Annotated in this window: 12 protein-coding genes; 4 read left to right on the top strand and 8 right to left on the bottom strand. The window is 39.2% G+C overall.

Features of this window, described 5'->3' with window-relative positions; translation table 11 throughout:
- Positions 1-25 precede the first annotated feature (25 nt).
- Positions 26-589 carry a DUF2911 domain-containing protein gene (locus tag QWZ08_RS26860; protein WP_290340836.1) on the bottom strand — a complete coding sequence of 188 codons (564 nt, stop codon included), beginning with the start codon at positions 587-589 and terminating at the stop codon, positions 26-28.
- Between the two features lie 38 nt (positions 590-627).
- Positions 628-1,224: an acyl carrier protein phosphodiesterase gene (locus QWZ08_RS26855; RefSeq protein ID WP_290340835.1), complete on the bottom strand. Its 597-nt coding sequence runs from the start codon at positions 1,222-1,224 to the stop codon at positions 628-630.
- Between the two features lie 306 nt (positions 1,225-1,530).
- On the opposite strand from QWZ08_RS26855, the gene QWZ08_RS26850 reads away from it, so the two are divergent.
- Both QWZ08_RS26850 and QWZ08_RS26845 read left to right on the top strand, forming a co-directional pair.
- Positions 1,531-1,980 carry a hypothetical protein gene (locus QWZ08_RS26850; RefSeq protein ID WP_290340834.1) on the top strand — a complete coding sequence of 150 codons (450 nt, stop codon included), beginning with the start codon at positions 1,531-1,533 and terminating at the stop codon, positions 1,978-1,980.
- 249 nt (positions 1,981-2,229) lie between these two features.
- A complete protein-coding gene (locus tag QWZ08_RS26845) occupies positions 2,230-3,204 on the top strand; it encodes a deoxyhypusine synthase family protein (protein ID WP_290340833.1) in 975 nt (324 codons plus the stop codon).
- 50 nt (positions 3,205-3,254) lie between these two features.
- Here QWZ08_RS26845 and QWZ08_RS26840 read toward each other — a convergent pair whose 3' ends face one another.
- The 5 genes from QWZ08_RS26840 to QWZ08_RS26820 form a co-directional block, all read right to left on the bottom strand.
- A complete protein-coding gene (locus tag QWZ08_RS26840; protein ID WP_290340832.1) occupies positions 3,255-3,686 on the bottom strand; it encodes a hypothetical protein in 432 nt (143 codons plus the stop codon).
- A 139-nt stretch (positions 3,687-3,825) separates the two neighbouring features.
- Positions 3,826-5,409: a M28 family peptidase gene (locus QWZ08_RS26835; protein ID WP_290340831.1), complete on the bottom strand. Its 1,584-nt coding sequence runs from the start codon at positions 5,407-5,409 to the stop codon at positions 3,826-3,828.
- Between the two features lie 263 nt (positions 5,410-5,672).
- Positions 5,673-6,122: a ribose 5-phosphate isomerase B gene (gene rpiB, locus QWZ08_RS26830; RefSeq protein ID WP_290340830.1), complete on the bottom strand. Its 450-nt coding sequence runs from the start codon at positions 6,120-6,122 to the stop codon at positions 5,673-5,675.
- 99 nt (positions 6,123-6,221) lie between these two features.
- Positions 6,222-7,109: a twin-arginine translocase subunit TatC gene (gene tatC, locus QWZ08_RS26825; protein ID WP_290340829.1), complete on the bottom strand. Its 888-nt coding sequence runs from the start codon at positions 7,107-7,109 to the stop codon at positions 6,222-6,224.
- A gap of 151 nt (positions 7,110-7,260) precedes the next feature.
- Positions 7,261-10,788: a trifunctional glycoside hydrolase family 18/polysaccharide deacetylase/glycosyltransferase family 2 protein gene (locus QWZ08_RS26820; protein WP_290340827.1), complete on the bottom strand. Its 3,528-nt coding sequence runs from the start codon at positions 10,786-10,788 to the stop codon at positions 7,261-7,263.
- 221 nt (positions 10,789-11,009) lie between these two features.
- Here QWZ08_RS26820 and QWZ08_RS26815 point away from each other — a divergent pair, with 221 nt between their 5' ends.
- Both QWZ08_RS26815 and QWZ08_RS26810 read left to right on the top strand, forming a co-directional pair.
- Positions 11,010-12,296, top strand: coding sequence for a sensor histidine kinase (locus QWZ08_RS26815; protein ID WP_290340826.1), 1,287 nt, complete (start codon positions 11,010-11,012; stop codon positions 12,294-12,296).
- Between the two features lie 5 nt (positions 12,297-12,301).
- Positions 12,302-12,988: a response regulator transcription factor gene (locus tag QWZ08_RS26810; RefSeq protein ID WP_290340825.1), complete on the top strand. Its 687-nt coding sequence runs from the start codon at positions 12,302-12,304 to the stop codon at positions 12,986-12,988.
- 360 nt (positions 12,989-13,348) lie between these two features.
- Here QWZ08_RS26810 and QWZ08_RS26805 read toward each other — a convergent pair whose 3' ends face one another.
- Positions 13,349-13,963, bottom strand: a complete 615-nt coding sequence (locus QWZ08_RS26805) for a hypothetical protein (RefSeq protein ID WP_290340824.1) — start codon at positions 13,961-13,963, stop codon at positions 13,349-13,351.
- Between the last annotated feature and the right edge of the window lie 53 nt (positions 13,964-14,016).

The following is a 14,016-nucleotide window of genomic DNA, read 5'->3' as shown; positions in this document are numbered from 1 at the left end:
TGTGCTATTTTATTCAGTATCATTTTTAAAAACCTATCGGTAAATCTACCCGGCTGTCATCCCACCCCATAGACAAGATTACACCAGCGGCAGACTTGTCAAATGACATAGAGAAAGATTCCAGAACATCTGATTGTTTTTGAACCGGTAAATCAATTCTCGCAACATCTTTGGATGCATCGTATTTAAAAGATCCCCAGGTGTCGGTTTCCCTATTGAGGATAATGGTCCATTTATCCTGGTTGGGAATGCTGTATAAGGTGTAGCGGCCTTTCTTTATTTTGGCAGTACCAATGCGGGCCGGACGATAAAATTCAATCTCTGTTGCTTCATTGGCGCCCAGCCGCCATACCTGGCCGAAGGGTATTAAGTCGCCAAATATAACACGGCCATTTTTCTGCGGCCTGCTGTAAATTACCCTTACAGCAACAGGTTCTGTTGCCTTATCCTGAATTTTTAAAACCGGGTAGCCGGACGGATAATAAGCCATATCCATTGGAGATTTATCTACCGGTGCAAACTTTGACTGTGCCTGTAATGCAGTGTTTAAGCAACAAACAGCGATCGCAAAAATTACTATTTTTTTCATATTAATGTACAAGTGATTTAGTTACAAATATAAAAGATTCAGGTGTTATTCAATTTGTTGAGTGTTTCAGCGGCAAATTGCTTTAATTCCGGAAAAAATTCGTTGTAGCAGTTTTGCAATTCCTCGTACTGTTCGTTAAAAATAGCAAAGGCGATGGCTGATTCAGATAAATAGGCAGCCCGCCTTGACAAGCCGATAAAGCTCTTTTCGATGCCTTCTTTGAAGCGGTAATTGTATAACCAGTTGTGCAGTTGCATGTGTGGCAATACCTGCTGAAATTTTAAAGGAAGCAAATCAACGTCTGCCTGCAGGCTGGTATAGGTAAGCTGGCAAAATGAATTCAATGCTTCTTCTGTTGAAAATTCCCTGGTATCATTGGCTAAAAAATGATCGTACAATACATCTACAAAAGCACCTGCATAGAGCCGGTATTGAGGCCGGAAAAATTGTTTTGCCCGCACTGTCATTTTATGCTGATCTGTAAAGGTGTCAATTTCCCGGTGCAAGGACATTCCCTTTTGTATAACTAAAGGATAATCGAATTTTTTTTTCCCCTTAACATAATCATTGATCATGTTACCTGATAAAATACCGGGTTTGTTAAAAGAAAGATATGCATGGGCTAAAAAATTCATTCTAATAAAGGTATAACAATGCCCTTAGAGCAAATGTTATAAACCGCTTTTACTATTTAACAGATTCCTTTACAATTTTAGTATTTCATTATGAAATAATTTGTAATGATTGCTGGCATTGAGTTACAGCTGTTCTTTAAAGATTAAAAAAAGTTTGTTGGTGCCGTTTATACAAAAAGCAAATATTGGGCTGTTGCTCGTCAATAACTGATTGCATATGGACTGCAGCGTTTATAGATTTGTTTCATCAATCAAAAAAATCTGCTGTGAAGGCAGGATCACTAAAAATCAAAAAACTTTAAAAACATGAAAAAGGTAACCACCATTTTAACAGCAATTGTCTTGCTGTTTTCAGCTTCTGCTTTTGCCGCCAAAGGCGACACCGTTACAGAGCAGGTAAAAGGCGCATTTGAAAAAGATTTTGTTAAGGCAAAAAATGTAACCTGGCAAAAAAACGGAGATTTTTATTTTGCTTCATTCGTGATGAATGAGATGACGGTAAATGCTGCGTATGATGATAACGGGCAGCTGGTCGGCACGTCAAGAAAAATAGCTTTGGCACAAGTGCCATTAAGTGTTTCCCTGGCGCTGACTGAAAAATACAGTCAATACACAATACCCGACCAGGTAACTGAACTGACTTATGACGGCGAGACAAAATACCAGGTTTTTGTTAGCAACGAAAAGAAAACGCTTCAATTAAGAATTCGTGCCAACGGCGATATTACAGTTGAAAAGAAAATTAAAAAAAAATAATGCATGAGTAAATTTTATTAAGCCCTTCATCCTTTTGAAGGGCTTTTTTGTGGGCAACATGAAAGTAGTCTGCCAGGGTTTACGGATCTGGTAAAATTAAAAGTGGTCATTTTTTCATGTGAAGAAAATATAACAAACCGGAAGAACAGAAACACCCTTCCTTAATAAAAAAAACTATTTTTGCTGCCGTTCTTTTCTGCACGAAAAGGCGGCCAGTTAAAATAATCATCCAAAAAAATAAATAGTATTATGAGCAAGGGACCCGTTTCTGGTTTTATAGAGCATCACTACCGCCACTTTAATTCTGCCGCCTTAATGGATGCCGCCAAAGGCTATGTTACGCACCTGGAAGAAGGAGGAAAAATGATGATTACGCTGGCCGGTGCGATGAGCACGGCGGAGCTGGGATTAAGCCTGGCTGAAATGATCCGGCAGGATAAAGTAAGTATCATTAGTTGTACCGGGGCCAACCTGGAAGAGGATATAATGAATCTGGTTGCCCATAGTCATTATAAAAGAGTACCTAATTACAGGGATCTCAGCCCGCAGGAAGAATGGGATTTACTGGAAAACCATTACAACAGGGTAACAGATACCTGCATACCGGAGGAAGAGGCTTTCAGAAGATTGCAGCAACACATTCACAAAATATGGAAAGATGCAGAAGATAAGGGGGAACGTTATTTTCCGCATGAATACATGTACAAAATGTTGTTGAGTGGTGTGCTGGAACAGTACTACGAAATTGACCCCAAAAACAGCTGGATGCTGGCCGCCGCACAAAAAAATATTCCGATTGTTGTACCAGGGTGGGAAGACAGTACCATGGGAAACATCTTTGCCAGTTATGTAATTAAAAATCAATTGAAGGCTGGTACCATGAAAAGTGGTATTGAATACATGGTGTGGCTGGCAGATTGGTACAGGAATAATTCAGGCGGAAAAGGAGTTGGCTTTTTCCAGATTGGTGGTGGTATTGCCGGTGATTTTCCAATCTGTGTAGTGCCGATGATGTACCAGGATTTGGAGTGGCATGATGTTCCTTTCTGGAGCTACTTCTGCCAGGTAAGTGATTCAACTACTTCGTACGGGTCATATTCCGGAGCAGTACCCAACGAAAAAATTACCTGGGGAAAGCTGGATATCAAGACGCCGAAATTTATTGTAGAAAGTGATGCTACGATTGTTTGCCCACTGATTTTTGCGTGGATTCTGGGCTGGTAAAACTTTACGTTAATAATTCAATTTGAATTGTTATCAAATACGGCCGTCGCTCAGTTATTTTCTTTGTGAGAGGACTCGTATGTTTGAACCAGCCTTGCAGATTCAAGATAAATACAGACATAAATCATCATTGCTATTTCCATCACAACAGTAAAGTAGCGGGTATTTGAAATAAAAAAAATCTGTAACAATGAGTCAGTAATTAAAATGCAACAAATAATTACCAAAGCTGTAAAAGGTTTTGCTTTACTAAATACCGCAAGGCAAACGAAAATAATAATACTTACCAGGGGGAATAATAGATCAGTCAAGTTTAAAACCGCAATGTTTCCTACTTGAGTCAGTATGAGAAGCGTCAGTAGTATCAGAGAATATATGTAAATTGACCATCTTAATTTCCCCACTCTGTTTTTATGATTTCTAATTTGAGCGTATTTGTCATTTTCAATAAAGTTAGCAATGGGATTTTTTTCTAAGCTCATTTCGGGTTGATTTAGCCACTAATGTAAACAAACTGGCTAACTTCAGTTTAAAAAAAATATTATTTTCTGTTAGGTATTGCACCAAAAAAATAGAGGCATTTACAAAGTAAATGCCTCTATAATATAAATTGATTAGCCATTACCTGCTACCTTCCGGCAGTGGAATATCTCTCTTTAACATATCATCCCTGTTGGCAATTTCCCATGCCGTGTAAAATATCATCCGTACCCTTTTTTGGTACAATTCAAAATTAATTTTATCAACGGTATCAGTTGGTTTGTGATAATCTGCTTTTAGCATACCATCATAAAAAAATAAAACCGGAACACCTTTACGGGCAAAATTATAATGATCGCTGCGGTAGTAAATTCTTTCCTGGTCATTCGGGTCATCAAATTTATAATCTAGTGTGATGGCGCCGTTTCTAGTATTTGCCGCCTCATTTGTTACAGGTAAATCACTGCTTAATTTATCATGCCCAATCACGTAAACATAATTTAAGCTGTCAGCGCTTTTGCGTTCTGTATCTACTCTTCCCACCATATCTGTATTCAGATCAGCGGATGTTTTATTTAAATCAAAGAAAGGATGATCACTGTAATATTCACTCCCCCATAACCCTTTTTCTTCGCCGCTCACAGTCATAAAAATCATGGTTCGCCTTGGACCATTGCCTGCTTTTTTTGCTTTGGCAAATGCTTCTGCCATTTCAAGTACACCGCAGGTTCCGCTGCCATCATCATCAGCCCCGTAATAAATTTTTCCATCGTGTTTTCCCAGGTGATCATAATGTGCGGTGCAAAAAACATATTCATCTTTTTTATCGCTGCCCTCAACTACACCGGCAACATTGCTTGCATTTACCGTTGTACGAAAGCGATTATATTTAAGCTGAACCGAAAGTTTACTTTCAGTTAACCAACTGGTAGCGATTGGTTGAAAAGATTTTACCTGTTTCAGCAATGTGTCAAAAGTATTGGGCAGTATGGTTTTTGCATAAGTATGTGATAGCAACGCATAATTTACTGGCATGCCTGCCCCTTCACGCGGAAAATACAGCGTGCTTTTTTTGCTGTTATCAATCGCCCTTTGTGTAAAGCTTTCCTGAACCAGGCTTACGACAAATGCACCTAATGCACCTCTGGATTTGGCCATTGCTAATTTTATACTTAAGCCGGGGTAAGTCCACTTGCTTGGACGATTGGTACCGCTGATGATATACTTGCCTTCTTTTTTTGGTTCGCCCAAAAAGAAAACAACCACCTTTCCTTTTACATCAATGTTACTATAATCGCTGTAAGTAGAATCATCAATACCGTATCCGGCGAAAATAATGGAAGCAGTTGTATTGTTACCGGTTTCGTTATTTGAAGCAGGGCTGATGTAATCCTGGCCATATACAAGCGGTTGGTTGTTTACGGTGATTTCGCTGCTAAGGCTATCCTGGTACAACGGGTACAGTTGCTGATAACCGTTTAAAACGGCAACAGGAGCGAGGCCCATTTTTTTAAACTGGCTTTCAATATAGGCTGCAGCCTTACGCTGGCCTTCGGTACCAGTTTCACGGCCCTCCATTTCGTCGCTGGCAATAATTGTGAGTTGTTTTTTTAAATCACCGGCGGTGATGGTAGCTGCATATTTATCTGCCTTGTCTTTTTTTTGAGCGTTAGAAAAGTAGAAACAGCAAAGAGCAAGGGGCAACAGGTAAATTGTTTTTTTCATGCATGAAATTTATGTCAAAATAAACTGATAGCGATCAGTTGTAAATTTTTTATTGATGAATGGAAAATTATCTAATGTATAATTTGCGATGTACGGCTTCTATGTTGTAATGTGCAGGAACATTTATTTGGAATGACTTATTGCATTATTGCATCCGGGTTATACAAAGTAAGTAATGCAGCAAATAGATTGTTTAGATAAACAACCTGCCGCATTGCCAAACGATAATGGCATGTACCTTTTTTAAAATCAAAACTTCAAAATCAGCAGGCCATTTTATTAATCCTCAGCTGGTGTCTTTCACCTTCAAAAGCTGTGTTCATAAAAATATCCAGCATTTTTTCCGCATCTCCATCCCGTACAAAACGGGCAGGTATGCAAAGGATATTTGCATTGTTATGTTTGCGTGCAAGTTCCGCGAGTTCTTCACCCCAGCAAATAGCCGCCCTTATGCCCTGGTGTTTATTGGCCGTGATGGCAACACCGTTGGCGCTTCCGCATAATAAAATTCCAAATGCGGCTTCTCCCTTTTCAACGGCAAAGGCTACAGGATGAGCAAAGTCAGGATAATCTACCGAATCTTTGTTGTAAGTGCCAAAATCATGGAATGCTACACCTTCTCCTTCTAAAAAAGAAATAAGGTCTTCTTTGCAGTCGAAACCCGCATGGTCGCAACCAATGGCGACTGGTAGTGTTAAATTGAATGTAGACATGGCGCTGATTGTTGATTGTTGACTGATAATTTTATTATTAATTGAACGCTACAAATTTAGCATATTATCAACTATCCATTATTTAATTATCTATTAAACTTAGCTCCATTCTTTTTCCTCATCCTTTGCTCTTTTCTTGTCTACACTGCTGGCAAGTAAAATACTGATCCAGTATAATAATACCAATGGGATGGCCACAATAAACTGGCTTGTCCAGTCAGGCGAAGGGGTAATTACAGCCGCCACTACCAGTATAATAACAAAGGCAAACTTGAAATATTTTTTCAGCATTGCCCCCGTGATAATACCAATTTTGGCCAGCACAAAAGCAAGCACAGGTAACTCAAATGCAATACCGCAACCAAGGATAAGATTGGTCAGACTATCAACATAATCATTTACGGAGGGGCGGTACTGAATAACTTCCGATTTACCGAGGGTAAATCCTGCCAGGAAATTAAAGGTAAAGGGCGCCAGCAGATAATAGCCGAAAGCAGCGCCGGTAAAGAAACAAAGCCATACAAAGAAGATGCTTCTCTGGCCATATTTTTTTTCTTTTGGCGAAAGGGCAGGTTTTACAAAGCGCCAAAGCTCCCAGAAAATATAAGGGAAAGCGGCCACCAGTCCACCAATCATGGCAATATTGATTGCAGAGGTAAAAGTGCCATTTACTTCAGTAACCTGTAAATTAATCTTGATAATCGGCATGCAGAAACTATCTCCCAAATGCAGCCAGTGGCCCAGTTTACACAATGCGCCGTAAGTAAAGAAAGTTGAAAACGTAGGCGCCAGAATGATGTGATCATAAATCCAGTCGATGTAAATAAAAATAAGTACAACTGCTGTAAGCCAAACAGCCACGCTGCGAATAAGGTGCCAGCGCAGTTCTTCAATGTGATCAAAGAACGTCATTTCTGCCGGTTCTTCCTTGTCTTTACCGCCAATACGTTTAAAAAATGTTTTTCTTTCGGATGCGTTTGTTGCCAATTTATTTAGTTGTTGAGTATTTTAATATGGTTGTGTCGCAATTATATTTAGCTGGCAAAAGTAAAACAGTTTTACCATTGCTGATACTGACAGTTAATTATTGAGATGTTACCGGTTGCGATAGCTGAAAAGAAAACACTGCATAAAGCTTTTACATGTTTACATCCGCGTTAGACGAAGCAGAAAGCTGGTTAACATTGCCCGTGCGCTTTAGTACACCCCAACCCTGTAATTCACCTTTGATTGCTTTACTGAATGACTTGATAATGATATAATACATCAGTTGGCGGTACACCAGCCGCTGCGGAATCATCCAGATTAATTTTTTATAATCTTCTTTTTCAAAAGCAAAGGCCAGGGCTGCCCCTGCCACATCTACCAACGTAAATATTAAATAATAGATCACAATATGTGACATGCTACTTTGTATAATGCCAAAACCCGCAGCAACCAAACTCAGCACCAGTATAAGGTCGGCAAGCGGTGCCAAAAATGGCAATATCATCTGAAAGACGAGAATATTGGGCATGGCAACCATTCCATAATTTTTATATTTTGGATTGAACACCGCATCCCGGTGTTTCCAGAAACACTGCATTACACCAAAGCTCCAGCGAAAGCGCTGTTTCATAAACTGGCGCATGGTTTCCGGAGCCTCGGTATAGGAGATGGCATCATTGCAATTTCTCACCTCGTACCCTATGCGGTGCAAACGCATGGTAAGGTCGCAATCTTCTGCCAGCGTATCAGAGGTTAAACCGCCGGCTTCAATTACGGCGGCTTTTCTAAATGCACCAATGGCGCCCGGTACAACCGTAATACAATCCAGTAAATCAAATGCCCGGCGATCAAAATTTTGTGACGTAATGTATTCAATACTTTGCCACTTGGTAATCATGTTTACTTCGTTACCCACTTTTACATTACCTGCTACCGCAGCTACTTTTTCGCTGGTAAATTTCTGCATCAGTTTGGTTACGGCATCGGTTTTTAACTGGGTATCGGCATCTATGCAAACTACAAATTCGCTCTCCGCTTTTTCAATACCAACATTTAGTGCAGAAGCCTTACCGCCATTCACTTTGGTAAATACCTTTACATTGGCAATACCTTTAAAAGCCTCACTTACCCTGGTATAAGTAGCATCTTTACTGCCATCATCCACAAAAACAACCTGCAGGTTGGGGTAATCCTGCTTCAGCAAACTATTTACGGTTCTAACTGCATTTACTTCTTCGTTATAAGCCGGTACAACGATGCTCACCATTGGCATTCCGTGGGCAGGGAAAAAGGCTGGAAGAACTTGTTTAGCTTCCCTTTGCTTTTGAATGCCTGCAAGTATAGCCATAACTACCATTCTGCCAACAGAAAGAAAAATGCCCACTATAAACAAGGCAAACAAAATATGGCTTCCCCAATAAGCAGCTTCGGCAAAAAAGAAATTAAGTTTTCTCATCCAGCTGTCTTTGCTGGGTGGAAGCGGGGGCATAACATCATCTCTTTTTTTGCCCATTAAATCTGCCACCGTAGTAAATACACAGCCTCTCTTTTTAAAGTAGGCGATTATTTTTGGCAAGGCATCCACAGTGGCTTGTCTTGTTTCACCACCTGCATCATGCAACAATATAATATTGGCATTGGTTGATTCTGCCAGCCGGATAGTTCTTGCTACAATGCTGTCTGCGCTTACATTTGTTTGCCAGTCGTTCGGATCAATACTTTCTCCTACAGTGATATAATTATCTTTTTTGCTGCGGGCAATCGGCTCAATTTCTTCGTAGGTTTGAGGCTCACTATCCGCATTATACGGAGCCCGGAATAAAATGGTGGACCGTCCGGTAATACTTTCAATTAACAGCCGGGTGGATTTCATTTCCAGCTCGGCCCTTTGCGGACTCATTTTTGCAATATTGCCGTGTGTAAATGTATGATTGCCAATTTCGTAGCCGTCTTTATAAATCCTTTGAAATAATGGAATATTTTGTTCTGTATTTAAGCCAATAACAAAAAAGGTGGCTGGTACTTTTTCCCGTTCCAGGATGTCTAATATTTTAGGCGTAAACTCTGCACTGGGCCCATCATCAAAAGTTAAAATTATTTTATGCCCCGGCCGTCCGATATCTGTTTTATCTTCTGCAAATTTTTGATATACATAGCCTGAGGGTAATACTTTATAGTCTTGTTCGGTGATAAGTAATTCGGAGCTGTCCACTTGCAAATCAATCCTTCCTTCCTGCGGTGTATAAATGATCCGCAGTAATTCGCCCTCGCCTGTTGCTGTTGGTTTTTGGTTTACGTTATATGGAATGGTAGCAAGCTGGTTGAAATCGAACGGGGTTTTTTGGAGTGCAGCATTGCTTAAGTTGGTGCTGTAATAATTCCACATGCGGGGGTCTTCTCCGCCCATACGCCACAGGGCGGAACCTGCTGTTGCATACTCATCGCTGAATCGAAGCACATTGAATGTAGTAGCCGCATCAGTGCACCATATTTCGTGCTTTATTTTAATTACTTCTTTGGTAGTATCATCTGTATGTTCATCAGTATAACTAAAGTGAAGGTTATAACTGTCATTATCATAATCAATCGTAGCATTGGATATTTTAGCCCTGTTGATTGCTTCAGTGTAAGTAATTTCTTTTACGATTTTCTTGCCCTCATCGTCCGTTGTCCAGTCGTAACCGTAGCCTGCTACTCCTAAAATTATTTTGTTGCTTTCAATTTTAGAAGCAGTCCAGTCCAGAGCTTCTTCAATCCATTTCTGTCCGCTCACCGGGCCAGGACCGGATTCAACACTGTTATACTGGTCGTAGGCCATCAATATCAAATAGTCATTATAGTCTGATAATTTTTTATAGTCATAGTCATCGTTTTTTACAGCAACGTCCATGGTTACAATCATATTTTTTGCGTGTAAAGCAGTATATAATTGTTGCTGAAAAAGCGTGAGCGGTTCATTGGTAGGCTCAACCAGGTCTTCAAAATCTATGTTAATGCCTTGCAGGTTATAAAAAGATAAGGTATCAACTACCTGCTGAATGAATTTCTTTTGTCTGGCCGGGTTATTTAATATTCCATGGATTAGTCTTCCATCAAAATCCGGTTTAAGATGGCCTGCAGCATCTCTTAAAGTTGAATTGAAATTGTTCAGTATGGGCATTATGCGCAAACCCTTTGCCCGCATTGTTTTAAGGCCTGCACTGTCTATTCTGGTTTGTAACCTGAAATTATTAGCGGTATCAATAAAAAACCATTCAGGAAAAATGGTATTTAATTTATCTCCATATTTATCTAAATCAGGCAGTGATGTGGAAGCTGTCCAGGGCGTATAAAATGCGGCTCTTATGAAAGGTAATTTGTTGACAGGTTTGTTCTTTGCCTGACGAATGGCTTTTAGTGAATCCTCTTTTATTTTCCTGATTAAAAAATCTTTAAAGCCCTTGTATTTTTTGTTTTGGGTGTTGGCAAATGTCAACGGGTTGGAGGGATCCAGTTTGTTTTCGTATGATTTTGACAGGTTTTCAATATTAACCGGTGATGGATTTACCCCTCTTACCAGGGCAACCACCAACACCACAAAAAAGAAAAGAACGATCATCAGTAAAATTCTGAAAGACCATTTAAAACTACGCCAGCGTGCAGCGCTGCTGGTTTGAAATATTTGTGAATTATCACTCATGATGTAAAACTATACCCTTTATACGGCTTTATAAAATTAGTAAGGTTTTAAACTGTTAAGAGTGCAGTTTTGTCAAAATTTTATAAAAAATAGCAATTGGAATTGTGTGTTTTTAATTTTTTGCTGGATGCCCTATTGCACAAGAAAGAATACTAAAAATCAGCAAAAAGGCCGTTTAACATGCAATTAACCAGTATCAAAGGTTTATATTAACAGTATAGATGAACTTTGTAATGATGAAGTCAACCACACTCCGATGGATCATGCTGAGCATTACCATTATTATTGCATTAATAATTGTATCTCAGTTATACTGGCTTAAACGGGTGTATACTTTGGAAGAGCAGCAATTTAGCACAGGGGTAGTTAAAAGTATCCGCGGTCTGTTTGAAGATGTAAAAATTGCAGATAACCCAGCCTTCCAGGTAAAACAAATTGTGGAAGTGATTGATCAAAATACTTACCTGGTTAAGTTGGATTCTATACCCAATAAAGATTCTTTATATTATCACCTGAGTAACGAATTTGAAGATTTTGATGTTTGGACGGATTGTAACGTCGGCGTATTCAGCAGCAGAAAATCGACTTTTCTGTATGAGTTCTATCTATCTACAGCAGCGTCCCGTTACCCGCAGAATGGTAATGTAACGTTGTTACCTGTGAATAAAACTTACGACTATTTATTGCTGAACTTTCCTCACCGTAATAAATACATTATTCATGAAATGCTTTTTTGGATTGTAACTGCTATCGTGTTGTTGCTGGTGCTTATCGGCCTTTCGGTAAGCCTTATTTATTTGTACAAGCAAAAGTTTTTAAACGAACTGCAACGGGATTTTGTTAATAATTTTACGCATGAATTTAAAACACCGCTGGCCGTGATGAAAATTGCCAGCGATGTGTTGACACAGCCCTCTATTACAACCCAACCGGGAAGGTTGCTGAAATATGGTACTGTAATTAAAGAACAAACGGAACACCTTCAAAACCAGGTAGAGCGGTTATTAAAAACGGCTTCGGGGGATAATAAAGACATTATTGTGAATAAGGAGCCCTGTAAATTGAATGAGGTGATTGAGCATGCGATCGATCAGTTGGAGCCATTGATAAAAGACAAAAATGCAGATGTGCATTTTACACCAAACGAAAATGATCCGTTAGTGATGGCAGATAAGGTACATTTGCAACTGGTTATTATAAACCTGATTGAAAATGCTTTGAAATACAGTGATGGCGCGCCTTATATAGCCATAGATGTACAGCACGATGCAAATAACTTTTATGCTGTTTCGGTTAAAGATAAGGGCATAGGAATTGAGGAAAAGAATTTCAAGTATTTGTTTAAAAAATTTTACCGTGTGCCTACTGGTAACATTCACCAGGTAAACGGGTTTGGGCTCGGATTAAATTTTGTGAAAAAAATTGTGGACGCCCACGACGGAAAAATTGTATTAAAAAGCGTACCCGGTGTTGGTACTGAATTCAAAATATTATTACCTGAAAAATAATCTCCATGGCCGATAAAGCAAAAGTTCTGTTAGCAGAAGACGATACTTCACTGGCTTTCGTAATAAAAGACAACCTGGAAGAAGCGGGGTATGACGTATTGTGGTGCAGTGACGGTGAAACTGCCTGGCAGCAATACCAAAAAAATCATTTCGACATTTGCTTGCTGGATGTAATGATGCCGGTAAAAGATGGCTTTACGGTTGCAAAAAAAATCCGTCAAAAAAGTGATGTAGTGCCAATTTTATTTATCACAGCCCGTTCTATGGAACAGGACAAACTCGATGGTTTTAAAACAGGCGCTGACGATTATATTACAAAACCATTCAGCATGCAGGAGTTAATAATGCGTATGGAGGTTTTTTTAAGAAGAACTAAAAAAATGCACTTCGAAAAATCGCACGAATATGCCATCGGCAGAATGCGTTTTTCTTTTGCAGATTTAAAAATTTACGACGGGGACAAAGTGATCTCATTAACACAGCGGGAAGCCGACCTTTTAAACTTCTTTTGCCAGCATACCAACAAAGTTTTAAAAAGAGAAGAAGTGCTGATAAATGTTTGGGGTAAGGATGATTACTTCTTAGGAAGAAGCATGGATGTTTTTATAACCAAACTAAGAAAGCATTTTAAAGAAGATCCCTCTATTGTGCTGGAAACCATTCACGGTATTGGTTTCCGTTTGAATGCCTGATTGACGGCAAAGCATTTTATTTTTTTATTTCTCTACCTCACTTACAGAAACATCTTATAAAAAAGAGAAGCCCCGATAGAAATCGGGGCCGTTTACCAAAACTAACTGCTTATGAGAAAAAGTTTATTTTATTTTTAAAATGTTCTAACTGTAATGTTGCAAAATGAATGCCATAAAAATCAGGTTTTGTTAATATTACCCTAATGTAAATTATTCATTTTTTTGCTTAAAATCAAGTAAAAAGAACTTTTTGTAAACAATAATTGAATTATTTATTTACACTGTAAAGTTAAGCAATAATTCAAAGCTACATACAATTTAAACATACAGGCAGGCTGGTTTAACAATACTTTAAAATGCCTATTTCATAAACCCACTAATAATATCCATTAATCCTCCGCTACTACTTTGCGCCTGTTGCTGCTGGGCGCCGCCGGTAACTTTACTGATGATATCATCTATCCCGACATGGCCGTCGTTATTAGCGTCTAAACTGCCGCTTGCAAATCTGCTTACCAAGCTTCCAATATCCAATCCACCGGATCCACCGGGGGCATTTCCACCTCCGGCTAATGAACTGATGATACTTCCGATGCTAAAGCTGGAATTATTAGGATCGTTGGTACGGTTAACCAGACTGCTTAATACCGAAGGAATAAGACTGCTGGCAATGCCACCAGCCTGATCGGCTGCAATACCATGGTTATTAGTGAGCTTGTTAGTAAAACTGCTGATAATATTACTCACTATGGGGTTGTTGAGGAATCCATTTCCCCCGGAGGAGTTATTGTTGTTATTAAAAAGAGATAAAACAGCTTGTAAGCCACCACCCGCCAGCACACCCTGCAACCCGTCTGCAACCGAATGCGTTGCATCGGAAATTACTGCATCATTTTTTTCATTTGGAATTGCGGGATTATTAATTACTGCCTCTGTGCTGTGTTCTTTAATCAGGTTAAAAAGGTTCTCAAGCATAATATGTATTTTAGAGAACCAAAGTAGGTAAAAAGGACAATAAAAGCAATTAA

The sequence above is a fragment of the Ferruginibacter paludis genome, assembly GCF_030409685.1.
In the GTDB taxonomy this organism is placed as follows: domain Bacteria; phylum Bacteroidota; class Bacteroidia; order Chitinophagales; family Chitinophagaceae; genus Ferruginibacter; species Ferruginibacter paludis.
The sequence above is the reverse complement of the archived record's forward strand: the minus strand, read 5'-3'. Positions and strand labels throughout refer to the sequence as shown.

Bases quoted from the DNA above. Each gene is read 5' to 3' on its own strand.
- QWZ08_RS26860 (WP_290340836.1), bottom strand. From the start codon at position 589: ATGAAAAAAATAGTAATTTTTGCGATCGCTGTTTGTTGCTTAAACACT.
- QWZ08_RS26855 (WP_290340835.1), bottom strand. From the start codon at position 1,224: ATGAATTTTTTAGCCCATGCATATCTTTCTTTTAACAAACCCGGTATT.
- QWZ08_RS26850 (WP_290340834.1), top strand. From the start codon at position 1,531: ATGAAAAAGGTAACCACCATTTTAACAGCAATTGTCTTGCTGTTTTCA.
- QWZ08_RS26845 (WP_290340833.1), top strand. From the start codon at position 2,230: ATGAGCAAGGGACCCGTTTCTGGTTTTATAGAGCATCACTACCGCCAC.
- QWZ08_RS26840 (WP_290340832.1), bottom strand. From the start codon at position 3,686: ATGAGCTTAGAAAAAAATCCCATTGCTAACTTTATTGAAAATGACAAA.
- QWZ08_RS26835 (WP_290340831.1), bottom strand. From the start codon at position 5,409: ATGAAAAAAACAATTTACCTGTTGCCCCTTGCTCTTTGCTGTTTCTAC.
- rpiB (WP_290340830.1), bottom strand. From the start codon at position 6,122: ATGTCTACATTCAATTTAACACTACCAGTCGCCATTGGTTGCGACCAT.
- QWZ08_RS26820 (WP_290340827.1), bottom strand. From the start codon at position 10,788: ATGAGTGATAATTCACAAATATTTCAAACCAGCAGCGCTGCACGCTGG.
- QWZ08_RS26815 (WP_290340826.1), top strand. From the start codon at position 11,010: ATGAACTTTGTAATGATGAAGTCAACCACACTCCGATGGATCATGCTG.
- QWZ08_RS26810 (WP_290340825.1), top strand. From the start codon at position 12,302: ATGGCCGATAAAGCAAAAGTTCTGTTAGCAGAAGACGATACTTCACTG.
- QWZ08_RS26805 (WP_290340824.1), bottom strand. From the start codon at position 13,963: ATGCTTGAGAACCTTTTTAACCTGATTAAAGAACACAGCACAGAGGCA.